We start from the raw sequence: 25,744 nt of genomic DNA, 5'->3' as shown, positions 1-25,744 counted from the left end.
GGCCAGAGGATCCCCAAAGCCCGGAGGCCCAGGCCATGACCGACGTGAACGACCTGCTGGAGAAAACGGTGGCGGAGCTCGACCGCCTGCTCAACGCGCGCAACGTGCTGGGCGACCCGATCGAACGCGACGGCATGGTGGTGGTGCCGATCGTGTCCTACGGCTTCGGCTTCGGCGCGGGCAGCGGCACCGGCGACGGCAAGGGCACCGGGGGCGGCGCGGGCGCGGGCGGCGGGATCAAGCCGCTGGGCGCGATCATCCTCGACGCGCACGGCGCGCGGGTCGAGGGGATGAAGGGCACGGTCAGCTCGCTGGTGCAGACGCTGGCCGACGCGGCGGGCCGCGTGATGGCCGCGCGCGACGGCAAGGCGCCGGAGACCGAGGGCTGAGGCGGTGGCCGTCGCGGCCGGCATCGTCGGCGCGCTGATGGCGCTGCTGCTGGCGGCGGCGCTCCTGCCCTGGCATCTGCGCGTCGAGGCGACCACGGCACCGCCGCGGCTGCGGCTGAGCCTGCGTCTCCTGGCCGGGATCGCGCCGGCCATCCCGCTCGCACCGGGCGGGCCGAGGACGCGGCGGCCCGCGCCGCGGCGGACGAGGCGGCCGCCCTCGCTCCACCGCCTGCAAGGGACCGGGCGCCTCGTCGCCGCGCTCCTCGGCGCGGTCGGGCTCCGGCGCCTGCGCCTCTCGGGCCGCTTCGGCCTCGACGACCCCGCCGACACCGGCGCGCTCTACGGCCTCGTGCAGACCGCCCGCGCCAGCGGCGCCGCCCTCGACCTCGCCCCCGACTTCTCCGGCCCCTGCCTCGACCTCGCCGCCGAGGGCACCCTGATCCTGCGCCCCGCCCGCGTCGCCGCGGCGCTGATCCGCTTCGGCTGGACCAACCGGGGGGCGCTCTGGCCATGACCCGCCTCGCCCTCGGCCCGATCCGCCGCCACGGCCCCTTCACGCTGGCCGCGGTGGCGGAGACGCGCCTGTCGGCCCACGCGATTGGCCAGACCCTGGCCTTTCATGCTACAAAGACGCCCCGCGCGCTCCTGATCCTCGGCCCCGCGGGCCTGAGCGTGGTGGACGCGCAGGGCGACCCGATGCCGGAGGCGGTGCTCGACCGCCTCTGCCCCGGCGCCGCGGAGACCCTCCGCGCCGCCGCCTGTCCCGACCCGGGACGCTGACCAGGAGGAGACCCCGATGGACCACGCCGACATCGTGCAATACGCGCGCAGCCTCTACACCGCCCATGGCGACAAGGCCGAGGCCGAGGCCGCGCAGAAGGCCGCGGCCGCCAAGGGCGCGGGCGACCTGACCGAGGCCGGGCGGTGGGAAAAGATCCGCCTGCACATCAAGGAGCTGCGCGGCGCGCGGCAGACCTGAGCCTCAGCCCATCGCGGCAAGGTAATCGGCATAGCGCCGCCCCGGCCGGTCGGGATAGACCGCGCCGGTCGGGGTGAGCCGCGCGATCCGGTCGACCCGGAAGGCGCGGAAATCGGCGCGCAGCGCGCACCAGGCGGTCAGCGTCCAGGCGCGGCCCCAGAACTCCAGGTGCAGCGGCCAGACCTCGCGCCGCGTCTCGGCGCCGTCGAGCGCGGTGTAGACGAGGCTCAGCACCTGCCGGTCGCGGATCGCGGCGCGCAAGCCCGGCAGCATCGCCAGCGCCCCCTCGGGCGCCGGCGCATGGATCGTGGTGCCGGCGGCATAGTCGCGCCCCTGCCGGGCGTCGGGCAGCACCGCGTCGACCTTGCCGCGCAGGCCGTCGGCGGCCTGCGCCAGCGTGGCGTCGCCGCTGCGGGCCACCAGCGCGAGGCCGAGGTGCAGCGCCTCCAGCTCGGCCGTGGTCAGGGTCAGCGGCGGCAGGAACACCGGCACCCGCAGGACATAGCCCACCCCACGCTCGCCCTCGATCGGCACGCCCGAGGCGACCAGCCGGTCGATGTCGCGGTAGAGCGTGCGGAGCGACACGCCGAGCCGCTCCGCCAGGTCCGCCCCGCGCCAGAGCCGCCCGCCCCGGAACAGCTGCACCAGCTCGAACAGGCGGTCGGGGCGGGCCAGGGTCTCAGCCCTTCCAGCGCATCCGGTGGTGGCGCATCTCCACCCCCGGCGCGATCGCCTGCCCGAAGGGCGCCAGCCGCGGCTCGGTCATCATCGCGCTCGCCGCCGCCTCGGCGGCCGCCATCCCCGTCCACTCGACATGGTCGAGCCATTCGCCGTCCGCCCCCTCCGACAGGGTGCGGGCGACGAAGCCGGGCTGCTCGGCCAGCCACGCCTCCACCGCGCGGTTGGCCTCGAGGAAGCTGTCCACGGCGGTGCCGGGGGCAAGGCGGAAGCGGACGTTTTCGATCACGTGGGTCATCTCTGGTCTCTCCAGTCTGGGTGTCGATGCCCCATCCTGGCCGCAGGCAACTGACACGAACCTGTCAGTTGCCTGCCCGCCCCGCAATCCCCCGCGCCGCCGGATCCGTCAGCGGAACAGGAAGGACCGGTCCCAGGCCCCGTAGTCGCTGGAGGCGATGCCGCCGCGCGCCGAGCCGGCAAAGGCATCCTGACGGCCCAGCACCAGCACCTGCACCACGCCGCCCGCCCCCGGCGCGATCACGCCGCGATGCTGCGCGGCCATGCAGATCGCGCTGTCCGAGGTGTAGAGATCGGTGCCCCAGACCCCTGCCGCGCCGGGCTGGCCGGGCGGGCAGAGGAAGGCCAGCGTCGCGCCGACCGCGCCGGCCTGCCCGGTGGCGTCGAGGCTGGTGTCCCAGCCGATCGGCATCGGCCCCGCCGGCACCGGCGCGGCCGCCGACGCGCCCGTCACCATGAAGCTCAGGCTCCAGGCCCCGTAGGTCATCGAGGACACGCCGTTCTGCGTCGCCCCCGGGTAGGAGGGCTGGCCCGGCAGGGTCTGGAACGTGACCGTCCCGCCCGCCGCGGGCGTGATCAGCCCCATGTGCACCGCCGCGGAACAGATCGAGCTGTCCGAGGTGTAGGCGCCCACGCCCCAGATCGGGCCGGGGCTCCCGCCTGCCGGGCAGGCCACGCTGCCGGCCTGGCCGGGCGCGGTGAAGCCCATGGTGATCGGGGATTGCGCCCAGTCGGCCAGTGCCGGGCCGGCTAGGGATACCGCGGCCAGCGCCGCGGCCGCCAATGTCCGTGTCATGTCGATACCGTCCTCTGTCGCGCGATTCGGGGGCACGGGCGCCCGCGACCTCGCGGCGAAAGCTGACGCCACGTCGGCTGCATCGCAAAGCGGAGTCTTGCGCGACGGCGGGAAACCCCACCCGATCAGGCGACCTCGGCCACCGAAACCGGGCGCTGGCCCTTCATCCAGGCGCGGGCGGCCGCGCCGAAGGCCTCGAACAGCGGGCGGCTCACCGGGTCCTGCGCCGCGCGGTACTCCGGGTGCCACTGCACCGACAGGGTAAAGCCCGGCGCGTCCTTGACGTAGATCGCCTCGGGCGTGCCGTCGGGGGCATGGCCGTCGATCACCACGCGGGCGCCCGGCCGCTTGATCCCCTGCCCGTGGAGCGTGTTGGTCATCACCTCGACCGCGCCGAACAGGCGGTGGAACGGCCCGCCCTCGGTAAAGCTTACCGTGTGGCGCAGGGCGAACTTCTCCTCGATGGTGCCGTCGGGCGGCATCCGGTGGTTCATCCGCCCCGGCAGGTCGCGGATCTCGGGGTGGAGCGACCCGCCCAGCGCCACGTTCACCTCCTGGAACCCGCGGCAGACGCCGAGGAAGGGCTGGCCGCGCTCCACGCAGGCCCGGATCAGCGGCAGCGCCACCGCGTCGCGGGCCCGGTCAAAGGCGCCATGGGCCTCGGTCGCGCATTCGCCGTATTCCTCGGGGTGCACGTTCGGCCGGCCGCCGGTGAACAGGAAGCCGTCGCAGACCTCCATCAATTCCTTCACGCAGACGAATCGCGGATCGGCCGGGATCACCAGCGGCAAGCCGCCCGCCACCTCGGCGATCGCCTCCGAGTTCATGGTTCCGCCCGCATGGGTGGAATACTGGTCGTTGATCAGGTGGTGGTTCCCGATGATGCCGATGACAGGCCGCGCCATGTGCGTTTCCCCTTTCCCGGCTACCAGATGTAGCGCCAATCCTTGCGGACGGAAAGATGGCGCCGGGGCACGGATGCCCTGCGGTGCTGCAGATGCCCAAGGAACGGGCAGCGCGCGGGGGGTCAGGCCCGCGCCGCCCGCACCATGATCTCGACCGTCCAGTCGGGATGGGCAAGCCCCGCCACGATCAGCGTCGCCGCCGCGCGGTGGTCGCCCAGCGCCCGCTCGCGTTCCTCGCGGAACAGCGGCACGCCCTCGGGGCCGGTCACGATGCCCACGATCTCGGTGATGTCCGACAGCCCCATGCCGCCCGCGGCCAGGATCGCCGCGACATTGGCCCAGGCCTGCCGGTGCTGCGCCCGCGCGTCGCCCGCCAGCCGGCCGTCGGGCGTCACGCCGACCTGCCCGGCCACGGTGATCTGCCGGGCGCCCGCCTCGATCTCCACCCCCTGCGCATAGGCGGAAAAGGGCGGCGGCGCGGCGTCGGTGGCGATCTCCCTCGGCATTCTCAGTCCCCCTGCGGCAGGCGCGCCGTCACCTCGATCTCGATCTTCATGCGCGGGTCCTGCAACCCCGCCACGATCATCGTGGCCGCGGGCCGCGCCTCGCCCAGCCAGCGCCGCGTCACCGGCCAGCACTCCGGCCAGACCGCGGCATCGGGCAGGATGTAGTGCACCCGCACCACGTCGGCCATGGCCGCGCCGGCCTGCCGCAGCGCCACGTCGATGTTGCGGAAACTCTGCTCGGCCTGCGCCGCCACATCCTCCGAAATCGCCATCGTGACGTAGTCGAAGCCCGTGGTCCCCGCGACGAAGACCCAGCCATCGGCCACCACCGCCCGGGAATAGCCGATCTCCGCCTCGAAGGCCGACCCCGAGGAGATCAGCCGCCGGCTCATGCCAGCGCCGCGTAGCCCGCCGCCGCGATCCCCGCCACGGCCGCCGCCGCATCGTTGTCCGAGGTGTCGCCGGTCACGCCCACGGCGCCGACCACCGCGCCGTCCTTCAGCACCAGCACGCCGCCCGGCACCGGCACCAGCCGCCCGTCGTAGACCCCGTTCAGCGCCGCCATGAAATAGCCCTGCTCCTCGGCCCGCGCCTTCTGCGCCGACCCCGGCAGCCCGGTCATCACCGCGCCATAGGCCTTGCCGCGCGCGATCTCGAACCGGCCGGGGCTGGCCCCGTCCTCGCGCTCGAAGGCCAGCAGGTGCCCGCCCGCATCCAGCACGCAGACCGACAGGGGCTTCAGCCCCAACGCCCGCCCCTTGGCCCGCGCCTCGGCCACCATCACCCGCGCCTCGTCCAGCGTGATCATCCCGTCATCTCCCGTTAAGGTTAACGCGCCACCGGACCCCGGCCCGGAAACGCCCCTCTCATCTTTGCTTTCCAAATACTCCGGGGGCTTGGGGGCAGAGCCCCCAATCCTCACGCCGCCTTCAGCTCCAGCCGCCGGGCATGGAGCACCGGCTCAGTATAACCGCTCGGCTGCTCGCGGCCCTTGAACACCAGGTCGCAGGCCGCGGCGAAGGCGATGCCGTTGAACCCGGGCGCCATCGGCACATAGGCCGGGTCGCCCGCGTTCTGGCGGTCCACCACCGCCGCCATGCGGCGCAGGATCTCCATCACCTGCGCCTCGCTGACCACCCCGTGATGCAGCCAGTTGGCGATGTGCTGGGCCGAGATCCGGCAGGTCGCGCGGTCCTCCATCAGCGCCACGTCATTGATGTCGGGCACTTTGGAGCAACCCACGCCGGCGTCGATCCAGCGCACGACATAGCCGAGGATGCCCTGCGCGTTGTTCTCCACCTCGCGGGTGATCTGCGCCTCGGTCCAGCGCTGGTAGGCCGCCAGCGGGATGTCGAGGAGCGCGTTCACATAGGCGCGCCGCCCGCCCTTCTCCAGCTTCTCCTGCACCGCCGCCACGTTCACCTGGTGGTAGTGCAGCGCGTGCAGCGTCGCGGCCGTGGGCGACGGCACCCAGGCGCAGTTGGCGCCGGCGCGGGGATGCTCGATCTTGGTCTCCAGCATCTCGGCCATGGCGTCGGGCTTCGCCCACATGCCCTTGCCAATCTGCGCCCGGCCCCTGAGCCCGCATTCCAGCCCGATGTCGACGTTCTGGTTCTCGTAGGCGGTGATCCAGGACTTCCGCTTGATGAAGTCCTTGCGGCTGAACGGCCCGGCCTCCATCGAGGTGTGGATCTCGTCGCCGGTGCGGTCGAGGAAGCCGGTGTTGATGAAGGCGACCCGGTGCTTGGCCGCCCGGATGCATTCCTTGAGGTTCACCGAGGTGCGCCGCTCCTCGTCCATCACGCCGAGCTTGACGGTGTAGCGCTCCAGCCCCAGCACCTCCTCGACCTTGGTGAAGGTCTCGTCGGCAAAGCCCACTTCCTCGGGCCCGTGCATCTTGGGCTTCACGACATAGACCGACCCCGCGACCGAGTTCCGCGCGCCCCCGTCCTTCTGCAGGTCGTGCAGCGCGATCAGCACGGTGATCATGGCGTCCATCAGCCCCTCGTAGGCCTCCGAGCCATCCTCCAGCAGGATCGCGGGGTTGGTCATCAGGTGGCCCACGTTGCGCACCAGCATCAGCGCGCGGCCCTTCACCGTCATCGGGCTGCCGTCGGGCGCCACGTAGCCGAGGTCGGGCGCCAGCGCGCGGGTCATCCGCTTGCCGCCCTTGTCGAAGGTCTCCTCCAGGTCGCCCTTCATCAGGCCCAGCCAGTTGCCGTAGGCCAGCACCTTGTCCTCGGCGTCGACGCAGGCGACCGAATCCTCGCAATCCATGATCGCGGAGACCGCCGCCTCCATCCGTACGTCGGCCAGACCCGCCTGGTCGCGCGACCCGATCGGGTGGGTGCGGTCGAACACCAGCTCCACGTGCAGCCCGTTGTTGACCAGCAGCACCCGCTCGGGCGCCTTGGGATGGCCCGCGTAGCCCGCGAATTTCGCGGGGCTTTCCAGCGGCTTGTCGTCGATCAGCAGCTGGCCGCGGTCGACGTGGTAGCGCCGGGCGTCGGCGTGGCTGTGGCCCTCGATCGGAAAGGCGCTGTCGAGGAAGACGCGGGCGCGCGCCACCACGCGGGCGCCGCGGCCGCGGTCGTAGCCGCCGGGCCTGGGCAGGCTGCCCATCGCGTCGGTGCCGTAGAAGGCATCGTACAGGCTGCCCCAGCGCGCGTTGGCCGCGTTCAGCGCAAAGCGGGCGTTGGTGATCGGCACCACCAGCTGCGGGCCGGCCACCATGGCGATCTCGGGGTCGATCCTGGTGGTGTCGATGCGGAACGCCTCGCCCTCGGGCAGGAGGTAGCCGATCTCGCGCAGGAACGCCTCGTAGGCGTCGCCGTCATGGGGCTGGCCGCGGCGGGCGATGTGCCAGGCGTCGATCCTGGCCTGCAGGTCCTGCCGCTTGTCCAGAAGCGCCCGGTTCTTCGGCGCGAAGCCGTGCAGCAGGTCCGAGAACCCCGCCCAGAACCCCGCCGGGTCCACCCCGGTGCCGGGCAGCGCCCGCGCTTCGAGGAACTCCGCCAGTTCGCCGGCCACCTGCAGCCGCGCGCGCGTCACGTATCCGCCCATGAAACCCTCCGCCATGTCTCGCCGCGGCACCGTATCCCGCGGCATACCGCGTCGCGGATTACGGAAAAAGTTTCCGATCGGCAACAGGCCGTGGTCAGATTTCCTGACCGGACGGCCCGCTCAGCCCAGAACCGCGGCGGCCTCGGCCTCGGCCAGACGCGGCAGGGCGGGCGCCGCGGGCACCGCGTAATCCGCCGGCCAGTCGGCGGGTCGGCCGTGGCGCAGCACCGCGGGCGCCCACAGGCTCTCGACGGGCAGGCCGTGGGCAAAGATGATCCGGTGCCCCGGCAGCAGCAGCTGGTGCCAGGTGACGGTGGCGCCGAACTCGCGCCCGGCCCGGCCGGCTGCCTCTAGCGCGGCGGCGGGCACCAGGACCGGGCCGGCGGCGCCGTCGATCCGCAGGTGCTGGTTGCCCGCCAGCACAAGGTCCTCGGCCAGCCCCAGCGTGCCCCGCCGCAGCCGCACCGGCGCCGCGAGGCCCCGGGCGGGCAGCGTCTGCACCCCGTGCCACAGCACCGGCTGGAACCCGTCGCCATCGGTCCAGACCATCTGGCCCGGGCGGATGTCGTCGACCAGGCTCTTGCCGTCGCGGGTCAGGACGCGGGTGCCGGCCGCAAGCCCGCCGGCCAGCGGCATCGCCCCCGGCTCGCCCACCGGCAGCGACAGCGCGTAGCTCTGCCCCGGCGTCAGCGGCAGGGCCGATGCGATGACGATGCAGGGCGCGGCCCCGCCGCCGGCGGCCTCGATCCGGTAGGCCGTCAGCCGCGCACCCTTGGCGGGATCGACCAGGCTCCACAGCTGGCCGGCGCCGTCGCCCGCGGCGAAGACCTGGCCGCCGATGCGCAGGTCGGCCGCCAGCCGGTCGCCGCCGATCTCCATCCGGGCGGCCGCGGCCGCGCGCGACAGCGTTACCGTCAGGCTGGCGACGGTCTGCACGGCGGCGACGGGATCCGCGGGCAGACTCTGCCCGAAGTCGGTCGCCAGATAGGCGTAGTGCGTGGTTCCCGTCATTCCCACCGCCGGTGCGCCCGCAAGCGGGCGGCGGCCCTCCCCGTCAGTCCCGCCGCGGCGCCGTCCCGTCCCCACGGCGCGCGCCCCGGCAACGGTCCGAGCAATAGCGGACCTCGTCCCAGACCTTTTCCCACTTCTTCCGCCACGTAAAGGGGCGTCCGCAGGTGAGGCAGGTCTTTTGCGGCAGGTCGGATTTCTTGCGCATCTTGGCCATGGCGCGGGAGGTAGCGGCGCCCCGCGCCCCGTCCAGAGGGTCAGAGGTCGAGGCTCAGCTGGCCCGGCGCCGCCCCTTTTGCCCGCCGCCGGGGCGCGCGGTCGTTCACGAAATGCCGCCCGGCGCCGCCGTCCTTGCGGCTGGCGTGCTTCTCGACGATCCGCCCCGCCTCGGCGCGGAAGGCGTCGCCCCGGCGCACCCCCCAGACCGCGTCGCGGGCGGCGCGGGCGGCGGCGGCCACGTCGACCACCGGCGCGGGGTAGCGCCGGCCGATCACCGCGCCCGCCCCGTCCCAGCGCCAGGGCTCCTGCAGGTGGGCGTCGGGCACCTCGCGCAGCTCGGGGCACCACTGGCGCGTGAAGGCGCCGGTCGGGTCCTGGTCGCGGCCCTGCTTGACCGGGTTGTAGAGCCGCACGGTGTTCATCCCCGTGGTGCCCGACTGCATCTGCATCTGCGGCCAGTGGATGCCGGGCTCGTAGTCGGTGAACATCCGCGCCAGGTGCGGGCCCGTCGCGCGCCAGTCGAGCCACAGGTGGTAGGACGCCACCGACACCAGCATCGCCCGCATGCGGAAATTCAGCCAGCCGGTGGCGATCAGCGACCTCATGCAGGCATCGACGAAGGGCAGCCCGGTCTCGCCCTTCTCCCAGGCGGCCAGCCGCGCGGCGTCGGGGGTGGCGGGGCGCAGCCCCTCGTAGGCGGAATGGAGGCAGCGGTGCTCTAGCGCCGGCTCGTCCTCCAGCTTCTGCATGAAATGGTCGCGCCAGGCGAGGCGGGCCTCGAAGCTCTGCATCGCGCCCGACCAGCCGACGCGCGTGCCCTTGGCCTGCCGTTTCCGCTCGGCCGCCGCCTGCGCCGCCGCGCGCGGCGACAGCGTGCCCCAGGCCAGGTGCGGGGACAGGCGCGAGCACGCCTCGGCCCCTTCCAGCGGCGAGGACATGGCGCGGCGGTAGTCCTGCCCGCGCGTGGCGAGGAACGAGGCAAGCAGCGCCTCGGCCTCGGCGCGCCCGCCCTTCTGCCGGCCCGGGCAGGGGTCAAAGGGCAGGCGCAGGTCGCGCGCGTCGGGGATCGCGCCGGGGTCGAGGTCGAAGCCGCGCAGCGCCTCGGGCGCGGGGATCATCTCGGCCCGCATCGCCCGCTCGCGCCGCGCGGCCCAGCCGTCGCGGCCCTTCAGCCGGCGCACGACGCCCCATTGCGGCAGCTCGGTCCAGACCACGCCCTCGGCCCCGAGCCACGCGCCCACCGCCCGGTCGCGGGCGTAGCTCCAGCCGTTGCCGGTTTCCTCGACGCTCACCACCTCGCGGATGCCGGTTTCGGCGAGAAGCGCCCCCAGCACCTCCCGCGCCGCCCCGACGCGCACCACGAGGGGCGCGCCGAGCCGCCCGAGATCGGCGCGCAGCGCGCCCAGGCTCTCGGCCACGAAGCGCCACTGGCGGGCGGAGGCGTCGGGCTGCGCCCAGGCCTCGGGCTCGACGATGAAGACGGGCAGCACCCGGCCCCCGCGCGCGGCGGCCAGCGCCAGCGCCGGGTTGTCCTGCACCCGCAGGTCGCGCTTGAACCAAACGAGAACATCCGTGCCCATGGGCGGCCAGATAGCAGGCCCGCGGGCGCAGTCAAAGCCCTGTCTGCGCCGCGTCAGTCGGTGGCGGCCGGCGCGCTGAAGCCCTCCTCCGGCACCTCGTCGCTGCCGGCGATCTGCAGCGCGACGAAGCCCACCAGGACCAGCGCCGCCAGCCCGATCAGGGCGCGCAGCACGGTCAGCACCGGCTTGTGGCGGCGTTCCTGCGTTTCGACATTGGTGCGTGGGGCGGACATGGCTGTCTCCTTTCGGCCTTGCGTGTCGAACGATCCGAAACCCGGCGGGGCCCCGGCATGAGGGGTGCCACCTAACCACCCCCGCCGCCGGCACAACGAAACCTCACGGGTCCGTGATCGGATGTGACCGCGCCGCCCCGCTTGCGGCCCCCGCCGCGCCGCCCTAGCCTCCGGCGTGCCCAACCCCCCGAGGTCCCCGATGAAAGACGCCGCGCCCCAAGCCATCCGCCTGGCCGACCACCGCCCGCCCTCGCACCTGGTGGAGAGCGTGGCGCTGACCTTCCGGCTGGCGCCGCGGGGCACCCGCGTCCTGTCGACGATCCGGTTCCGGGCGAATCCCGACGGGCTGGCCGACGGCAACCTGCGGCTCGACGGCGAGAACCTGCGGCTGATCTCCTGCGCCATCGACGGCCAGCCGCTGACCGCGCTCGACTACCTGCTGACGCCCGAGGGGCTGACCGTGCCGGCCGAGCGCCTGCCCGGCCCCGCCTTCACCTGGACGGCCGAGGTCGAGATCGACCCGGCCGACAACACCGCGCTGGAAGGGCTCTACACCTCGGGCGGCATGTTCTGCACCCAGTGCGAGGCCGAGGGCTTCCGCAAGATCACCTTCTACCCCGACCGCCCCGACGTGATGGCCCCCTTCACCGTGCGGATCGAAAGCGACCTGCCGGTCCTGCTGTCGAACGGCAACCCCGGCGCCTCGGGGCCCGGTTGGGCCGAATGGCACGACCCCTGGCCCAAGCCCGCCTACCTCTTCGCGCTGGTCGCGGGCGAGCTGGTGGCGCAGTCCGACAGCTTCACCACGATGTCAGGCCGGCAGGTCGACCTGAACGTCTGGGTCCGCCCCGGCGACGAGGGCAAATGCGCCTACGCGATGGACGCGCTGAAACGCTCGATGCGCTGGGACGAGGAGGTCTATGGCCGCGAATACGACCTGGACGTGTTCAACATCGTGGCCGTGGACGACTTCAACATGGGGGCGATGGAGAACAAGGGGCTGAACATCTTCAACTCCAAGTACGTGCTCGCCAGCCCCGAGACCGCGACCGACCGCGACTACGAGTTCATCGAAAGCATTGTCGCGCATGAATATTTCCACAACTGGACCGGCAACCGGATCACCTGCCGCGACTGGTTCCAGCTGTGCCTCAAGGAGGGGCTGACCGTCTTCCGCGACCAGCAGTTCAGCGCCGACACCCGCAGCGCGGCGGTGCAGCGGATCGAGGACGTGCTGCAGCTGCGCGCGCGCCAGTTCCGCGAGGACGCGGGACCGCTGGCGCACAACGTGCGGCCCGACAGCTATGTCGAGATCAACAATTTCTACACCGCGACCGTCTACGAGAAGGGCGCCGAGGTGATCGGGATGCTGCGCCGGCTGGTGGGCGCGCAGGGCTACCGCGCGGCGCTGGACGAATATTTCCGCCGCCACGACGGGCAGGCCTGCACCATCGAGGACTGGCTGGCGGTGTTCCAGGACGTGACCGGCCGCGACCTGTCGCAGTTCAAGCGCTGGTACACCCAGGCCGGCACCCCGCGCGTCACCGCCCGCTGGACGGTCGAGGGCGCGCGGCTGCGCCTGACGCTCGCGCAGGAGGTGCCGGCGACGCCCAGCCAGCCGCTGAAGGAGCCCGCGGTGATCCCGGTGGCGATGGGGCTGCTGGCGCCCGACGGGACCGAGCTCTTGCCCGAGACGCTGGCGGTGCTGGACGGGCCCGAGACCACGCTGGAATTCGACCTGGCCGGGCTGGCGGCGCGGGCCGGCGTGCCGGTGCCCGACCGTGCGATCCCCTCGCTCCTGCGCGGGTTCTCGGCGCCGGTGATCCTCGACGCGGGGCTGAGCCGCGAGGACCGGCTGGTGCTGCTGGCCCACGACCCCGACCCGTTCAACCGCTGGGAGGCCGGCCGCAGCCTGATGCGCGGGGCGCTGATGGCGATGCTGACCGACGGCGCGGCGCCCGATCCCGCGCTTTTCGACGCGCTCGGGCGGCTCCTCGCCGACGAGCGGCTCGACGCCGCGTTCCGGGCCTTGTGCCTTGCCCTGCCCTCCGAGGACGATCTGGCGCAGGCGGCCCATGACGCGCGGCTGGTGCCCGACCCGACCGCGATCCACGCCACGCGCCGCGCGATGCAGACCGCGATGGCCGCGGCGCTGCGGGAGCCGCTGGCCGCGCTCTACGACGCGATGGACCCCGGGCCCGCCTACAGCCCTGAGGCGGGCCAGGCGGCGAAGCGGTCCTTGCGCAACACCGCGCTGGCGCTGCTTGCGCGCGTCGAGGGGCCGGCCCGCGCCCGGGCGCATTACGACGCGGCGACCAACATGACCGACGAGATCGCGGCGTTCACCGTGCTGCTGGAGGCCGGCGACACGGAGGTCGCGGGGCGTTTCCACGACCGCTGGAAGGGCGACCGGCTGGTGATGGACAAGTGGTTCATGGCGCAGGTCGCCCATGCCGCGCCCGAGGCCGCGGTGGCGACCGCCGAGGCGCTGACGCGGCATCCGCTGTTCGACTGGACCAACCCCAACCGGTTTCGGTCCGTCATCGGCGGGCTGACGGCGGGCAATCCGGCGGGCTTCCACGACCCCACGGGGGCGGGCTACCGGTTCCTCGCCGACTGGCTGATCCGGCTGGATGCCAAGAACCCGCAGACCGCCGCGCGGATGTCGACGGCCTTCGAGACCTGGCGCCGCTACGACGCCGACCGGCAGGCGCTGATCTCGGCCGAGCTTGACCGGATCGCGGGGGCCGACGGCCTCAGCCGCGACCTCGGCGAGATGGTGGCGCGGATGCGGGGGGCCTGAGCGCCCCTGACTTGCGTTGCCCCCGAAGGGCGTATTTGGGGAAAGATGAAGGGATAGGTCAGCGCAGCTGGGCCGCCGTCCACACCAGCGCGATCAGTACCGGCTGGTGGACCAGGTAGACCGCGAGGCTGTGCCGGCCCGGCCAGGCCAGCGCGCGGGCGAGCGGCGGGGCCTGCCAGCGCGACAGGCGTTCCCACAGCCCCGCGCGGCTCATCAGCCGGCCGGCGGCGAGGCCGAGGAGCACCGGGCCGAACCACGGGAAGATCGGCACGTAGTCGACCGAGCGGACGGCGGTCGCCTGCAGGCCGGTCCACCAGAGCCAGGGCGGGTCGAACAGGTCGAAGCGGGCCAACTGGGGCAGCCAGAGCACGGCGAGGCCGAGGGCGATCAGCACGAGCGCGGGCAGGCGCAGGAAGGCCAGGCCCAGCAGGCTTGCCACCGCGATGCAGTGCAGGATGCCGAAGAAGATGAAGGCGTGGGGCATGGCCACGAAGGTCGCCGCCGTGATGACGCCCGCGGCGCCGGCGATCATGGCAAGGCGCGTCCAGACCCCGCGCCAGCGGATGCCCTGCCCGTGCGCCAGCCAGAGGCTGACGCCGACGAGGAACAGGAAGCTGCCCGCGGTCAGGAAGGCGAGCCAGCGCCAGCCGGGCTGCATCGTGGTGCCGGGGGGCGCGAAGCCGAACAGCTCGAGGTCGAAGGCGAGGTGGAACACCGCCATGGCCAGGAGCGCGGCGGCGCGCGCGAGGTCGAGGGCGAGGATCCGCCCCCGCACCACCCCGGCCTCCGCCGGGCGCTCGAAGATGTGCCCCGTGTCGCGCATGCGGGCCCGAGCCTAGCAAGGGTCGCGGGGCTTGCCCATGGGCCTTGTCGCGGGCGCGGGCCGGCGGGCGCGTCCAAACCGGGCCACGGCCCTGCCCGAATTCCGGCACAATCCGCGGGCCTCATCGCGGGCATGGACCAGACCCGACTCATCTCCGCCCGTCCCGGCAGCCTCGGCCTCAGCCTGTTCTCCGTCATCGGCCTCGGCTGCCTCGGCGCGGCGCTCTGGCCGGTGGCCTCGGGCTACGTGCTCCTGCTGCTTGTGCCGGCGCTGGCGGTCAGCGTCGCGCAGCTGGCGGTGACGCCGGTCTACGGGCTGCGGCTGGGGCCGCGGCAGTGGACGGTGATGGCCGCCGAGGGCGACCGGGCCGTCGCAGCCGACGAGATCTCGCACCTGCGCGTCACCGACCGGGGCGAGGTCGCCCAGGCCGTGCTGGTGCTGCGCGACGGCAGCGAGGTCCGCATCCCCTTCGAGGTGGCGCCGAACCCCTTCGCCCTGATCCAGGCCGTGACCGAACGCGGCATCCCGGTGCGGACCGGCTGACCCCTCAGCGCGGGCTGCCCGCCATGACCAGGAGCGGCGCGTCGGGCGCCGGGCGGTCGGGCCGCATCGCGGGCCGGGTGCGCGACTGGCAGTAGTCCTGCGACCGGACCCAGTTGCGCATGTCCTCGCGCTTGCGGCTGGAATGGAACGGGCCCCAGTCGGCCGCGACCCCGCGCATCCCCTCGGCCACCACCCCGTCGCGGGGGACCGTCGCGGCCATGATCCGCACCCCGCAGCGCAGGTTCGCCACCCCGTCCAGCAGCGCCTCGCCCGAGCCCACCTCGCAGCCCCGCCAGCGGGCGGTGGAGGGCGCGATCTGCACCAGCCCGAACCAGAGCCCGCCGCCGCCGATCGCGCGCGGGCGGTGGGTGCTCTCGTGCCAGGCCAAGGCCGAGATCAGCCCGGCCCAGAAGGCCGCGCGCTGGCCGCGGCCGGCCTGCGGGTAGGCCGGGCACCAGTCGGCGATGTCGCGCGGCACCACGTCGAGCAGCGGCGCGCCGTGGCTGCGCAGCGCGCCCATCACCGCCGCGCTCCAGCGGGGCGCGCGCGGCTGGCCGTCCCAGTGCAGGCGGGGCATGGCCCAGTTGGAGCGCTGGGCCGGGCGCGGGCTGCGCTCGGGGGCGTGGCTGCCGGGCAGGCCGGCAGGGCGCGGCAGGGGCACGGTGCGCGGGCTGACCCGCATCTGCGCCGCGGTCACGGCGACGCCCCCGGCCTCCGCCCCGGTCGCCGCGGTCGTGTCGGCCGGCGCGGCACCGGGCAGCCAGGCCCAGACTAGGGCCGTGATGACAAGACAGGCGGCGCGGACGCGCGGCATGCGGCTCCTCCCCAGGCGACGCGCACCGGGGGAGACTGCCCTCAAGCAACCGTCATTGCAAGGAAAACAGGCGGTGCCTCAGCCTTGGCAATAGGGCTGGTCGAGCATCCAGGCGCGGATGTCCTCGCGCTTCTGGGCCTGGCTGGGGTGCATCGGCCCCCAGTCGGCGGCCACGCCGCGGGTGCCGGTCGCCACGACGCCGTCGCGCGGCACCGTCTCGGACCAGATCCGCAGCGCGCAGCTCACGTTGGCCGCGCCGTCCAGCAGCGCCGCGCCGCTGGTGGCCTGGCAGCCGTAGTGCCGCGCCGTCGCCGGGCTGATCTGCACGAGGCCGAACCACTGCCCGCCGCCGCCCACGGCCTGCTCGTTCCAGGTGCTCTCGTGGCGCGCCAGCGAGGACAGCAGGCCCAGCCAGAACGCCGCGCGCTCCTCCTCGGAGGCGTCGGGGTAGCCGGGGCACCAGGCCTCTATGTCGGCGGGCACGATCTCGGGCAGGACCGCGGCGTAGGTGTCCAGCGCGGCAAAGCCCGCCTGTTCCCACTCGGACGAGGCCGGGACATGGTCCCAGCGCATCGCAAAGCCATCCTCGGGGACGTTCCTGGAACTCATGCTGGGCAGCATCGCGCAGCCCGACAGGGCCACCGCACAGAGCGCCGCACCGGCGGCAAGCTTGATCGAAATCCCCACCGGGATGCCTCGTAACGCTGTTTCAGACAGCGCCTCGTGCCCGATCGCTGACGCGGGCGGCAACCGTCTTGCCGCGAAACGCCCGTTTTGCGCGAGTTCCCGCCGATGCCGGCCCCTTGCCCCGCACCGCCCCCTGACCTAAACGCTGGGCAACAGCCGAACGGAGGCACGGATGCTCGACCTGACCTACGAGACCCCGAAACCCAAGGTGATCGCGGGCGCCAAGCACGACTGGGAGCTGGTGATCGGCATGGAGGTCCATGCCCAGGTCTCGTCGAAATCCAAGCTGTTCTCGGGCGCCTCGACCCGCTTCGGCGCCGAGCCGAACTCCAACGTCGCCTTCGTGGACGCCGGGATGCCCGGGATGCTGCCCGTCATCAACGAATTCTGCGTCGCGCAGGCGGTGCGCACCGGCCTTGGCCTCAAGGCGCGGATCAACCTGACCTCGGCCTTCGACCGCAAGAACTACTTCTACCCCGACCTGCCGCAGGGCTACCAGATCTCCCAGCTCTACCACCCCATCGTGGGCGAGGGCGAGGTGCTGGTCGAGATGGGTGACGGCACCGCCCGGCTGGTCCGCATCGAGCGCATCCACCTGGAACAGGACGCCGGCAAGTCGATCCACGACATGGACCCGGCCCTGTCCTTCGTCGACCTCAACCGCACCGGCGTGGCCCTGATGGAGATCGTCAGCCGCCCCGACATCCGCGGGCCCGAGGAGGCCGCGGCCTATGTCTCCAAGCTGCGCCAGATCATGCTCTACCTCGGCACCTGCGACGGCAACATGCAGAACGGCAACCTGCGCGCCGACGTGAACGTGTCGGTCTGCCGTCCGGGCGCCTACGAGCGCTACCAGGAGACGCAGGATTTCGGCCATCTCGGCACCCGCTGCGAGATCAAGAACATGAACTCGCTGCGGTTCATCCAGGCCGCCATCGACTTCGAGGCGCGGCGCCAGATCGCCATCCTGGAGGCCGGCGGCGAGGTGGTGCAGGAAACCCGCCTCTACGACCCCGACCGCAACGAGACCCGCTCGATGCGGTCCAAGGAAGAGGCGCACGACTACCGCTACTTCCCCGACCCCGACCTGCTGCCGCTCGAGATCGAGCAGGGCTGGGTCGACGACATCGCGGCCAACCTGCCGGAACTTCCCGACGCCAAGAAGGCGCGCTTTGTCGGCGACTACGGGCTGTCGGACTACGACGCCAGCGTCCTGACCGCCGACCTCGACGCCGCGCATTACTTCGAGGCCGTGGTGGCCGAGGCCGGCGACGGCAAGGCGGCCGCGAACTGGGTCATCAACGAGCTCTTCGGCCGGCTGAAGAAGGAAGAGCACACGATCACCGACAGCCCGGTCAGCCCCGCGCAACTGGGCGGCATCATCCGGCTCATCAAGTCGGGCGACATCTCGGGCAAGATCGCCAAGGACCTGTTCGAGATCGTCTACACCGAGGGCGGCGACCCCGCCGCCATCGTCGAGGCCCGCGGCATGAAGCAGGTCACCGACATGGGCGCGATCGAGGCCGCGGTGGACGAGATCATCGCCGCCAACCCCGCGCAGGTGGAAAAGGCCCGCGCCAACCCCAAGCTGGCGGGCTGGTTCGTGGGCCAGGTGATGAAGGCCACCGGCGGCAAGGCCAACCCCGCGGCGGTGAACGAGATCGTCACGGCGAAACTGGGGCTGTAGACCGGGCCTCGGCCCGGGTCTCACGGCGGGCGGACGGGGCGCCGGGGCCGGACCTCCAGACACCACCGGCCGGACGGTGTGCACTGAGTGCGCCCAACTCTGCGGCCCTGCAGTTCGTGGCTGAAACACAGGGCGCATTCCGTACTCTGCTCGAACCTGAAATGTTTCTTGCAGGCAACCCAACTCGCGGGGTCAGCCGCAATCTGTGCCCAAATCTTGGCCCACTGCCGAGATTCTCATCGCAATAGCCAGTGGCGGCAGTCTTGGGCAATCAAGCGTGCACCACTGGCAATTTGAGGTTGGCTTGAAGCGATCCCATTGCCTATCCTGACGGTTCATTGATTGACCCCGGCATTATCCGCGCCCAAGGACGAGGCAACTTTAGTTGGCAACCTTCACGGCAAATTATGTCCTTGAGAGCAGCACTGGCTCGGGATCCCTGAATTTCACGCTCAATCAACCGGCGACCTCTCCTTTACCTGTGCTTACTGACGAACTGGATTACGGCGCCCCACCCCGCGAAGGCGTCGACCCCACGCAGTTCGAACTCTACGAGTACCTGAGGCTGACAGGGACCTCCGTTGACTATGCCTACCAGGGAACCGTCCTCATCAACGGCGAAACCTTCATCGTCACGTTCATTCCCCAAGGCAATGTATATACCCTGTGGGGAAACGTCGCCGATCCGGCCACCTTCGATCCGGGAACGTCGTGGAATGCCAGCGATATCGATGATGGCTCCGTCAATCCGTCGACCGTCTGCTTCGCTGCCGGCACACTGATCGCCACGCCCCAGGCTGAGCGCCCGGTCGAAACCCTGCAGATCGGTGACCGCATCCTGACCGCCGACGGCCGCACCGTCCCCGTCAAATGGATCGGTCGCCAGACCGTGGTCGGCCTGTTTGCCGGTGACCGCGCCCGCCCCGTCCGCGTCGCCGCGGGTGCGCTGGGCGATGGGCTCCCCCGCACCGACCTCGTGCTGACGGCCGACCATGCCCTGATCCTCGACGGTCTCGCCATCAACGCCGGCGCGCTGGTGAACGGCACCACGATCGCCTTCGATCCTGCGCCCGAACGGGCCACCTACTACCACATCGAGACCGAGGACCACGACGTCATCCTTGCCAATGGCGCGGCGGCGGAAACCTTCGTCGACTATGTCGGGCGGCAAGCCTTCGACAACTACGCCGAATACGTCGAGTTCTACGGCGACGAGCGGATCATCACCGAGATGCCCCTGCCCCGCATCAGCACCGCCCGCCTGGTGCCCCCCGCGCTGCGCAAGCGCGTCGCCGGCGACGCGGCGGCCTGATCTTTCCCATCCGGTGTACGCCCGGTGTACGCCCGGTGTACGCTGTTCACAGCCCCCTTGCCCGCCCCGCCCCCGCCCGGCTAAACCCGGTCCGAGCCAGAGGGAGCCCCGATGCCGCGCTACGAATACAAGCTCGTCCCCGCGCCGGAAAAGGCCACCAAGCACAAGGGCCTCAAGGGCGCGGCGCTGTTCGCCGCCACGCTCGAGGACGCGATGAACGCGCTCGGCGCCGAGGGCTGGCACTACCTGCGCGCCGACACCCTGCCCGAGGAGGTCCGCAGCGGCCTCACCTCGCGCACCACCACTTACCGCAACATCCTGGTTTTCCAGCGGGAATTGCCCGAGCCCGAGGCGCCGGCGGCCGCCGCCCCGGCCCCGGCCCGCGCCGAACCGCCGCCGCTGCGCACCGCGCCCCCGCCCGCCGCACCGCCCGCGGAGGACGCCGACGCGGACGAGGACGAGCCCTCGCTCGCCAACATCTTCTCCGACCCGCCGGCCCCCGGCCCGCGGCCGCCGTCGCGCTCCTAGGCGCGGATCGTCAGCGCCAGCGCGTGGATCTCGGCCACGAGGTCACGACCCAGCGCCTCGTGCACCGCCCGGTGCTGCGCGATGCGGCTCAGCCCCGCGAAGGCCCCGCTCTCGATCGTCACCCGGTAATGGCTCTGCCCGCCCTCCTGGTAGCCCGCGTGGCCACGGTGCCGCTCGCTCTCGTCCACGACCTCCAGGACCCGCGGCGCAAAGGCCGCCTCCAGCCGCTGCCTGATTTTCTCTCCGCGCGTCACGATTTCAGCCTCCTTGCCTCTTCACCTTGCCGTCCGAAACACTAGACTTGCCGTTCCGAGTCGAGAAGGGAAGGCCCATGCCCGACAAAGACCCGTTCAACTTCGACCTCCGCGTCTCGACCGACAAGAAGAAGCGTCGCTCGGGCCGGCGCGGCATGTCCGGCGCCTTCGAGACCTCGCAGCGCGTCTGCGAACACGAGGGCTGCGAGGAGGCCGGCCAGTACCGCGCCCCGAAAAGCCCCGACAATCTCGAGGAATACCGCTGGTTCTGCCGCGACCACGTGCGCGAGTACAACCTCAAGTGGAACTTCTTCGAGGGCACCACCGAGGCCGAGATGGAAGCCCAGCTCGACCGCGACCGGGTCTGGGACCGCCCGACCAAGCCCTTCAAGCAGACCGTCGAGGAACGCGCCTGGGCGCGGCTCGGCGTCGACGACGCCCACCAGGTGCTGGGCGGCAACGCCACCCGCAACCCCGGCCGCGCCAACGGAAACGGGCGCAAGCTGCCCCCGACCGAGCGGCGCGCGATCGAGATCCTTGAGGCGCGGGACAGCTGGACCAAGGCCGAGATCCGCAAGAGCTACAAAGCGCTGATCAAGGTCCTGCACCCCGACATGAACGGCGGCGACCGCTCCGACGAGGAGCGCCTGCAGGAGGTCGTCTGGGCCTGGGACCAGATCAAGGACAGCCGCAACTTCCCCGACTGAGGCGGACCCGCCCTATCTTTGCTTTCCAAATACTCCCGCCGGAGGCTCCCGCAGTCCCAACCCGCTTGCTGTCAAACGCACGGGCGCGGCGCGCGCCCGGGCGGCGGCGCAGCCGGCGCAACCCCTGATCGGACCCGATGGCCCAGCCCGATGTCACGACCCTGATCCTCGGCGCGGGCGCCGCCGGCATGATGTGCGCGGCTCATGCCGGCGCGGGCGTCATCGTCATCGACCACGCCAGGGCGCCCGGCGAGAAGATCCGCATCTCGGGCGGCGGGCGCTGCAACTTCACCAACCTGCACGCCGCGCCCGAAAATTTCCTCTCCGAGAACCCGCATTTCTGCAAATCCGCCCTCGCCCGCTACACCCAGTGGGATTTCCTCGACCTCGTCGCCCGCCACCGCATCCCCTGGCACGAGAAGACCCTGGGCCAGCTGTTCTGCGACCGCTCCGCCAAGGACATCATCGCGATGCTGCGCGCCGAGATGGCGGCGGCCGAGCTGTGGCTCGAGACCTCCGTCGACGAGATCGGCCATGACGGCACGCGGTTCCGCGCGCGGCTGACCCGCGAGGGGCGGCCGGTCACCGTCACCGCCCGCCACCTGGTGCTCGCCACGGGGGGCAAGTCGATCCCCAAGATGGGCGCGACCGGCCTTGCCTACGACATCGCGCGGCAGTTCGGCCACGGGCTCACCGAAACCCGGCCCGCGCTGGTGCCGCTCACCTTCGACGAGGCGCAGAAGGCGGTGTTTGCCGGGCTCGCCGGCACCGCGGTCGACACCCGCATCGCCTGCAACGGCACCGCCTTCGACGAGGCGATGCTGTTCACCCACCGCGGCCTGTCGGGGCCCGCCGTGCTGCAGGTCTCGTCCTACTGGCGCGAGGGCGACGCGCTGCACGTCCGGCTCCGCCCCGACCTCGACCTCTACGCCCAGCTCCGCGCCCGCCGCACAGAGGCAGGGGCGAAGGCGGTCACCACCGCGCTGGCCGAGATCCTGCCGAAGAAGCTTGCCCAGCACCTCGCCGCCGCCTGGGGCCTGCAGGGCACGCTGGCCGACCAGTCCGACGCCGCGCTGCGGGCGCTGGCCGACCGGCTGGCCGACTGGACCCTGACCCCGACCTCGTCCGAGGGCTACCGCACCGCGGAGGTGACGCTGGGGGGCGTCGCGACCGACAGGGTCAGCTCGCGCACGATGGAATCGGCGCTTGTGCCGGGGCTGTTCGTGATCGGCGAGGCGCTCGACGTCACCGGCTGGCTCGGCGGATACAACTTCCAGTGGGCCTGGTCCTCGGCCGTCGCCGCCGGCCGCGCCATCGCGGGGCGGTGAGCGTGCAAGGTCCTTGCAAGGACCTTGCCCCGTCCCTTGCAAGGGACGGCCAGAGCCTTGCAAGGCTCTGGCGATCCCTTGCAAGGGATCGCGCCCGGCCCCTCAGTCGCGCCAGAAGCGGACGGTGAAGATCACGAAGACCACCATCAGCTCCAGCCGGCCGATCAGCATCGCCCCGATCAGGATCCACTTGGCGCTGTCGTTCAGCGTGGCGAAGTTCCCCGCCGGCCCGATGATCGGCCCCAGCCCCGGCCCGATATTGCCCAGCGCCGTCGCCGCCCCGGACACCGAGGTCACGAAGTCGAGCCCGGTCAGCCCCAGGAGGACCGCCACCACCAGCAGGGTCACGAAGAACAGCGCGAAGAAGGCCATCACCGAGGACACGATCGCCTCGCCCACCGGGCGCCCCTCGAAGCGCGGCTCGAACACGCCGTGGGGCGCGTAGATCCGGCGCACCTGGGTCGCCACCGAGGCGAACAGGATCTGGTAGCGGAACACCTTGATCGAGCACGAGGTCGACCCCGCGCAGCCCCCGATCAGCCCGATGAAGAAGAACAGCACCACCGGCACCGGCCCCCAGAGCTGGTAGTCGACGCTGGCATATCCGGTGCCCGAGATGATCGAGCTGACGTTGAAGATCCCCTCGCGGAACCCGTGCTCCCAGTGGTCGTCGTTGACGACGACCCGGTAGAGCGTCAGCACCACGGTCAGCGCAAGGATGGTGCCGACATAGGCGCGGATCTGGGTATCCACCAGGATCGGCCGGGCGGTGCCCGCGACGACCTGGATGTAGCGCACGAAGGGCAGGCTCGCGAGGATCATGAACACCGCGGCGACGTATTCCAGCGGCCCCTGGTAGACCCCGAAGGACGCGTCGCGGGTCGAGAAGCCCCCGGTCGACAGCGTCGTCATCGCGTGCACCACCGCGTCGAAGAACGGCATCCCCAGCGCCCCGTAGGCGATGGCGCAGAGCACCGTCAGCGCGAGGTAGATCACCGAGATCCGCGCCGCGATCTCGGTCGCCCGCGGCAGGATCTTGCCCATGGTGTCGAAGGCCTCGGAGCGGAAGATCTGCATCCCGCCCACGCGCAGCTCGGGCAGGAACACCATCGCCACCACGATGATGCCGATGCCGCCGAACCACTGCAGCAGCGCGCGCCACAGGTTGATCCCCGCCGGCAGAGCGTCGAGCCCGGTGAAGACGGTGGAACCGGTGGTGGTCATGCCCGACATCGCCTCGAAGAAGGCGTCGACCAGCCGCGCGTCGGTGGCCCCGAGGATGAAGGGGATCGCGCCGAACAGCGGCAGCACGAACCAGACCCCCGAGGTCAGCAGGAAGGTCTGCTGGATCGACAAGCCCTGCGTGACCCCGTTGGCGCAGGCCAACGTCAGCATCAGCCCGATCATCGAGGTCACCGCGGCGCTTTCCGCGAAGGCCCCCCAGTGGTCGTTTCCGACCATCAGGTCGGCCACCATCGGCACGAGCATCGAGACCCCGAGACAGAGGACCAGGAGGCCGAGCACGTAACCCACGGGGCGCAGATCGAACATGGGCCGGAGCGTTGGCCCCGCCGCGCCGGGCTGTCAAGCGTCCGCGCCGCCGCGTCCGGGCCCCGCCCCCGCCCCCCCTGTTCGGAGGGGGTCGCGCGATAATTGATTGATTGCAGACCCGGAACAGGGCAGGCTCCCGCCGTCGAGACCGGACCGGGCGGCATGCATCGCCCGGCCAGCCAGCCGGCCCCGCCTGTGCGGGGCCAAGCCAGATGGGGGACGGACTCTTGGGCGACACCAGCTCGAAGAAGACGCTGAGCGACAGTGACATCGCCACGTATCAGCGGCGCGGCGGCCCGTCGGGCGGGGCGCCCGGCACCGATGCCGACACCCACGCCCACACCGATGCCGACACGCAGGCCCAGACCGATTCGGACACCGCGCCCAAGGCGCACAGCGACCGCGACGCGGTGCCCGCGACGGACCGGGACGCCTGACCCCTTTTTCGAGACCGCAACGTGCCCAACGGAGGACTGAGGAATGAGTGACACGCCCGAAGACAAGAACGCCAAGGCCACGCAGACGCTGGACGACGGCCAGATCGAAAGCCGCCGGGGCGTGAGCCGCCGCAGCATGCTGCGCGGCTTCGGCATCGGCACGCTCGGCCTCGGCGCGGCGGGCGTGGCGGGCTGCGTGCCCACCACGACGACCACCGCCTACATCGGCTCGGGCTACACCGACGCCGACAACGGCCCCATCGTCGACCCCGCCGGCTTCGGCCGCGGCCCGCGCCGCGCCTACCGCACCGGGATCACCGATGCCGACAACGGCCCGATCGTCGACGCCGTGGGCTTCGGCCGCGGCTGACGCCCGCGCCAGCGGCAATGAAAAACGCCCGGTCGCCGACGCGGCCGGGCGTTTTGCTGTTCAACGGGCCGCGGTCAGCCGCGGTGGATCAGGCTGCCGAACAGGTGCGGCTCGAGGCTGGCGTGCGCGAAGGTCGCGCCCTCGGTCAGCACGCTGACGGCATCGTGGCTGTGCAGGCTTTCCTGGTGGCTGGCGACCACCCGGAAATCGCCCACCCGCGGGTCGGCGTGGAGCTGCTCGGCAAACAGCCGCGCCGCGTCCTCGACGAAGATCGGGTTCGCGGCATTGAGTTCCGCAAAGGCCTGCTCGTCCTCGCGCTTGACCATCACCTGCGTCTCGGTCGGCACTGCGGCGCGGGCCATCTCGATCAGGTCCTCGAACCACAGGCAGCCCTGGCCCGGCGCGACCTCGACCGAGATCCGCGCGACCGAACGCTGCGAATGGGGCGTCGCCAGCTGGTTGCGCGTGGCGCGCGCGTGCTCGGACAGCTCCAGCGAGCAGGGGCAGGTCGAGGAATAGACGTAGTCGAGGTGCACGATCTTCTGGCGCACGCCGTTCCGCTCGACCAGCTCCAGCGCGATGTCGTAATACTGGTAGCCGGACAGGCCCGAGCGCAGGCTGCGCACCTTGGCGGGGAAGGACAGGCGCATCTGGATGCGGGCGTCGAAGCTTTCGAGGTCGGACTTGTAGTCGTCCAGCGCCGCCTCGATCACCTCGAAGCTGAAGGTCTTTTCCGCGTGGGCATAGAAGGACCGCATGATGCGGCTCATGTTGATGCCCTTCTTGTCCGCCTCCAGGCTGACGGTGCCCGTCACGCTGGTTTCCAGCGTCAGGTCGCCGTTGTCGCGGGTGTGGTAGCGGATCGGCAGGCGGAAGTTCGAGATGCCGACATGCTGGATCTGCCGGTTCGCGCCCTTGATCAGCGAGGACGGGCCGTTCTGCAGGTCGGGCAGCGTCGCCTTGTAGGCGGCGTCGGCGGTGAAGCCCTGCGGGTAGCGCCGGCGGAACTGCGGGTAGCCGGTGCCGATCAGCCGGGCGATGGCCGGGTCGAGACCCGCGATCTCGTCCTCGGTGGCCGCCTCGGCCCAGGCCTTGAGCCGCGCCAGCGCCGTTTCCGCTTCGGCCCGCGAGGGGGCGTCGCGCATTTCCGTCACGTGGATGTTCATGTCGGTCGTTCCTTTCCACCCGGTCACGCCGCGGCAAGATAGGGGCCGCGGGCGTCCTGCCCAATCTTGTCTCTCGGTTTT

The 25,744-nt window shown here is 71.8% G+C and carries 31 protein-coding genes; 13 read left to right on the top strand and 18 right to left on the bottom strand.

Annotated features, from left to right (window positions below; genetic code table 11):
* Positions 1–35: 35 nt before the first annotated feature.
* The 4 genes from HCU73_RS08875 to HCU73_RS08860 are packed head-to-tail and all read left to right on the top strand — an operon-like array spanning position 36 to position 1,368.
* Complete coding sequence (locus tag HCU73_RS08875; protein ID WP_168623048.1) at positions 36–389, top strand: GerW family sporulation protein; 354 nt, start codon at positions 36–38, stop codon at positions 387–389.
* 4 nt (positions 390–393) lie between these two features.
* Entirely contained in the window at positions 394–903 is a 510-nt protein-coding gene (locus HCU73_RS08870; RefSeq protein ID WP_168623047.1) for a hypothetical protein, read from the top strand.
* Positions 900–1,169 carry a hypothetical protein gene (locus HCU73_RS08865; RefSeq protein WP_168623046.1) on the top strand — a complete coding sequence of 90 codons (270 nt, stop codon included), beginning with the start codon at positions 900–902 and terminating at the stop codon, positions 1,167–1,169. Before HCU73_RS08870 ends, HCU73_RS08865 begins: the two co-directional genes overlap by 4 nt.
* Before the next feature lie 16 nt (positions 1,170–1,185).
* Positions 1,186–1,368: a hypothetical protein gene (locus HCU73_RS08860; protein ID WP_168623045.1), complete on the top strand. Its 183-nt coding sequence runs from the start codon at positions 1,186–1,188 to the stop codon at positions 1,366–1,368.
* Between the two features lie 3 nt (positions 1,369–1,371).
* Here HCU73_RS08860 and HCU73_RS08855 read toward each other — a convergent pair whose 3' ends face one another.
* From HCU73_RS08855 to HCU73_RS08800, 12 genes are all read right to left on the bottom strand, one after another.
* Positions 1,372–2,025 carry a helix-turn-helix transcriptional regulator gene (locus tag HCU73_RS08855; RefSeq protein WP_338052064.1) on the bottom strand — a complete coding sequence of 218 codons (654 nt, stop codon included), beginning with the start codon at positions 2,023–2,025 and terminating at the stop codon, positions 1,372–1,374.
* Between the two features lie 22 nt (positions 2,026–2,047).
* Complete coding sequence (locus HCU73_RS08850; RefSeq protein WP_168623044.1) at positions 2,048–2,344, bottom strand: hypothetical protein; 297 nt, start codon at positions 2,342–2,344, stop codon at positions 2,048–2,050.
* 108 nt (positions 2,345–2,452) lie between these two features.
* A complete protein-coding gene (locus tag HCU73_RS08845; protein WP_168623043.1) occupies positions 2,453–3,139 on the bottom strand; it encodes an LCCL domain-containing protein in 687 nt (228 codons plus the stop codon).
* Between the two features lie 125 nt (positions 3,140–3,264).
* Complete coding sequence (locus tag HCU73_RS08840; RefSeq protein WP_168623042.1) at positions 3,265–4,044, bottom strand: gamma-glutamyl-gamma-aminobutyrate hydrolase family protein; 780 nt, start codon at positions 4,042–4,044, stop codon at positions 3,265–3,267.
* A gap of 122 nt (positions 4,045–4,166) precedes the next feature.
* On the bottom strand, positions 4,167–4,550 hold the full coding sequence (locus tag HCU73_RS08835; protein WP_168623041.1) for a RidA family protein: 384 nt from the start codon (positions 4,548–4,550) through the stop codon (positions 4,167–4,169).
* A gap of 2 nt (positions 4,551–4,552) precedes the next feature.
* Positions 4,553–4,942 carry a RidA family protein gene (locus HCU73_RS08830; protein WP_168623040.1) on the bottom strand — a complete coding sequence of 130 codons (390 nt, stop codon included), beginning with the start codon at positions 4,940–4,942 and terminating at the stop codon, positions 4,553–4,555.
* Positions 4,939–5,358, bottom strand: a complete 420-nt coding sequence (locus HCU73_RS08825; RefSeq protein WP_168623039.1) for a GlcG/HbpS family heme-binding protein — start codon at positions 5,356–5,358, stop codon at positions 4,939–4,941. The genes HCU73_RS08830 and HCU73_RS08825 overlap by 4 nt, the downstream gene beginning before the upstream one ends.
* Positions 5,359–5,468: 110 nt before the next feature.
* The gene (locus HCU73_RS08820) at positions 5,469–7,613 is read right to left on the bottom strand and encodes a malate synthase G (RefSeq protein WP_168623272.1); all 2,145 of its coding nucleotides are present in this window, start codon (positions 7,611–7,613) and stop codon (positions 5,469–5,471) included.
* A 120-nt stretch (positions 7,614–7,733) separates the two neighbouring features.
* A complete protein-coding gene (locus tag HCU73_RS08815) occupies positions 7,734–8,624 on the bottom strand; it encodes a Hint domain-containing protein (RefSeq protein WP_168623038.1) in 891 nt (296 codons plus the stop codon).
* Between the two features lie 43 nt (positions 8,625–8,667).
* A complete protein-coding gene (locus HCU73_RS08810; protein WP_210730546.1) occupies positions 8,668–8,838 on the bottom strand; it encodes a DUF2256 domain-containing protein in 171 nt (56 codons plus the stop codon).
* A 40-nt stretch (positions 8,839–8,878) separates the two neighbouring features.
* Complete coding sequence (locus HCU73_RS08805) at positions 8,879–10,420, bottom strand: FAD-binding domain-containing protein (RefSeq protein WP_168623037.1); 1,542 nt, start codon at positions 10,418–10,420, stop codon at positions 8,879–8,881.
* A 53-nt stretch (positions 10,421–10,473) separates the two neighbouring features.
* Positions 10,474–10,653 carry a hypothetical protein gene (locus HCU73_RS08800; RefSeq protein WP_168623036.1) on the bottom strand — a complete coding sequence of 60 codons (180 nt, stop codon included), beginning with the start codon at positions 10,651–10,653 and terminating at the stop codon, positions 10,474–10,476.
* Positions 10,654–10,852: 199 nt separating this feature from the next.
* On the opposite strand from HCU73_RS08800, the gene pepN reads away from it, so the two are divergent.
* Positions 10,853–13,456 (top strand): aminopeptidase N, encoded by a 2,604-nt coding sequence (gene pepN / locus HCU73_RS08795; protein ID WP_168623035.1) that lies wholly within the window; start codon positions 10,853–10,855, stop codon positions 13,454–13,456.
* A gap of 58 nt (positions 13,457–13,514) precedes the next feature.
* Here the strand turns inward: pepN and HCU73_RS08790 are convergent, their stop codons facing one another.
* Positions 13,515–14,279, bottom strand: a complete 765-nt coding sequence (locus HCU73_RS08790; RefSeq protein ID WP_168623034.1) for an acetyltransferase domain-containing protein — start codon at positions 14,277–14,279, stop codon at positions 13,515–13,517.
* A 132-nt stretch (positions 14,280–14,411) separates the two neighbouring features.
* On the opposite strand from HCU73_RS08790, the gene HCU73_RS08785 reads away from it, so the two are divergent.
* Positions 14,412–14,822 carry a hypothetical protein gene (locus tag HCU73_RS08785; protein WP_168623033.1) on the top strand — a complete coding sequence of 137 codons (411 nt, stop codon included), beginning with the start codon at positions 14,412–14,414 and terminating at the stop codon, positions 14,820–14,822.
* A gap of 4 nt (positions 14,823–14,826) precedes the next feature.
* On the opposite strand, the gene HCU73_RS08780 is transcribed toward HCU73_RS08785, so the two are convergent.
* Positions 14,827–15,636, bottom strand: coding sequence for a transglycosylase SLT domain-containing protein (locus HCU73_RS08780; RefSeq protein WP_239025485.1), 810 nt, complete (start codon positions 15,634–15,636; stop codon positions 14,827–14,829).
* Between the two features lie 78 nt (positions 15,637–15,714).
* Positions 15,715–16,323 carry a transglycosylase SLT domain-containing protein gene (locus HCU73_RS08775; protein WP_338052043.1) on the bottom strand — a complete coding sequence of 203 codons (609 nt, stop codon included), beginning with the start codon at positions 16,321–16,323 and terminating at the stop codon, positions 15,715–15,717.
* 172 nt (positions 16,324–16,495) lie between these two features.
* Between HCU73_RS08775 and gatB the strand changes: the two genes are divergently transcribed.
* The 3 genes from gatB to HCU73_RS08760 all read left to right on the top strand — a co-directional run bounded on the left by gatB (position 16,496) and on the right by HCU73_RS08760 (position 19,850).
* On the top strand, positions 16,496–18,010 hold the full coding sequence (gene gatB / locus HCU73_RS08770; RefSeq protein ID WP_168623032.1) for an Asp-tRNA(Asn)/Glu-tRNA(Gln) amidotransferase subunit GatB: 1,515 nt from the start codon (positions 16,496–16,498) through the stop codon (positions 18,008–18,010).
* Positions 18,011–18,395: 385 nt separating this feature from the next.
* Positions 18,396–19,322, top strand: coding sequence for a Hint domain-containing protein (locus HCU73_RS08765; RefSeq protein ID WP_239025484.1), 927 nt, complete (start codon positions 18,396–18,398; stop codon positions 19,320–19,322).
* A gap of 111 nt (positions 19,323–19,433) precedes the next feature.
* Positions 19,434–19,850, top strand: coding sequence for a DUF4177 domain-containing protein (locus HCU73_RS08760; RefSeq protein WP_168623031.1), 417 nt, complete (start codon positions 19,434–19,436; stop codon positions 19,848–19,850).
* Here the strand turns inward: HCU73_RS08760 and HCU73_RS08755 are convergent.
* A complete protein-coding gene (locus HCU73_RS08755; protein ID WP_168623030.1) occupies positions 19,847–20,104 on the bottom strand; it encodes a BolA/IbaG family iron-sulfur metabolism protein in 258 nt (85 codons plus the stop codon). The genes HCU73_RS08760 and HCU73_RS08755 overlap by 4 nt on opposite strands.
* 77 nt (positions 20,105–20,181) lie before the next feature.
* Here HCU73_RS08755 and HCU73_RS08750 point away from each other — a divergent pair, with 77 nt between their 5' ends.
* Positions 20,182–20,811, top strand: coding sequence for a J domain-containing protein (locus HCU73_RS08750; protein WP_168623029.1), 630 nt, complete (start codon positions 20,182–20,184; stop codon positions 20,809–20,811).
* A 137-nt stretch (positions 20,812–20,948) separates the two neighbouring features.
* On the top strand, positions 20,949–22,139 hold the full coding sequence (locus HCU73_RS08745; protein WP_168623028.1) for a BaiN/RdsA family NAD(P)/FAD-dependent oxidoreductase: 1,191 nt from the start codon (positions 20,949–20,951) through the stop codon (positions 22,137–22,139).
* Between the two features lie 102 nt (positions 22,140–22,241).
* Here the strand turns inward: HCU73_RS08745 and HCU73_RS08740 are convergent, their stop codons facing one another.
* On the bottom strand, positions 22,242–23,690 hold the full coding sequence (locus HCU73_RS08740) for a TrkH family potassium uptake protein (protein ID WP_168623027.1): 1,449 nt from the start codon (positions 23,688–23,690) through the stop codon (positions 22,242–22,244).
* A gap of 212 nt (positions 23,691–23,902) precedes the next feature.
* Here HCU73_RS08740 and HCU73_RS08735 point away from each other — a divergent pair, with 212 nt between their 5' ends.
* Together HCU73_RS08735 and HCU73_RS08730 are read left to right on the top strand one after the other, a co-directional pair.
* A complete protein-coding gene (locus HCU73_RS08735) occupies positions 23,903–24,127 on the top strand; it encodes a hypothetical protein (protein WP_168623026.1) in 225 nt (74 codons plus the stop codon).
* 43 nt (positions 24,128–24,170) lie between these two features.
* Entirely contained in the window at positions 24,171–24,497 is a 327-nt protein-coding gene (locus tag HCU73_RS08730; protein WP_168623025.1) for a hypothetical protein, read from the top strand.
* Between the two features lie 74 nt (positions 24,498–24,571).
* On the opposite strand, the gene folE2 is transcribed toward HCU73_RS08730, so the two are convergent.
* Complete coding sequence (gene folE2 / locus HCU73_RS08725) at positions 24,572–25,663, bottom strand: GTP cyclohydrolase FolE2 (RefSeq protein ID WP_168623024.1); 1,092 nt, start codon at positions 25,661–25,663, stop codon at positions 24,572–24,574.
* Positions 25,664–25,744: the final 81 nt, after the last annotated feature.

The organism is Roseicyclus persicicus (assembly GCF_012395815.1).
GTDB lineage: Bacteria > Pseudomonadota > Alphaproteobacteria > Rhodobacterales > Rhodobacteraceae > Roseicyclus > Roseicyclus persicicus.
The sequence above is the reverse complement of the archived record's forward strand: the minus strand, read 5'-3'. Positions and strand labels throughout refer to the sequence as shown.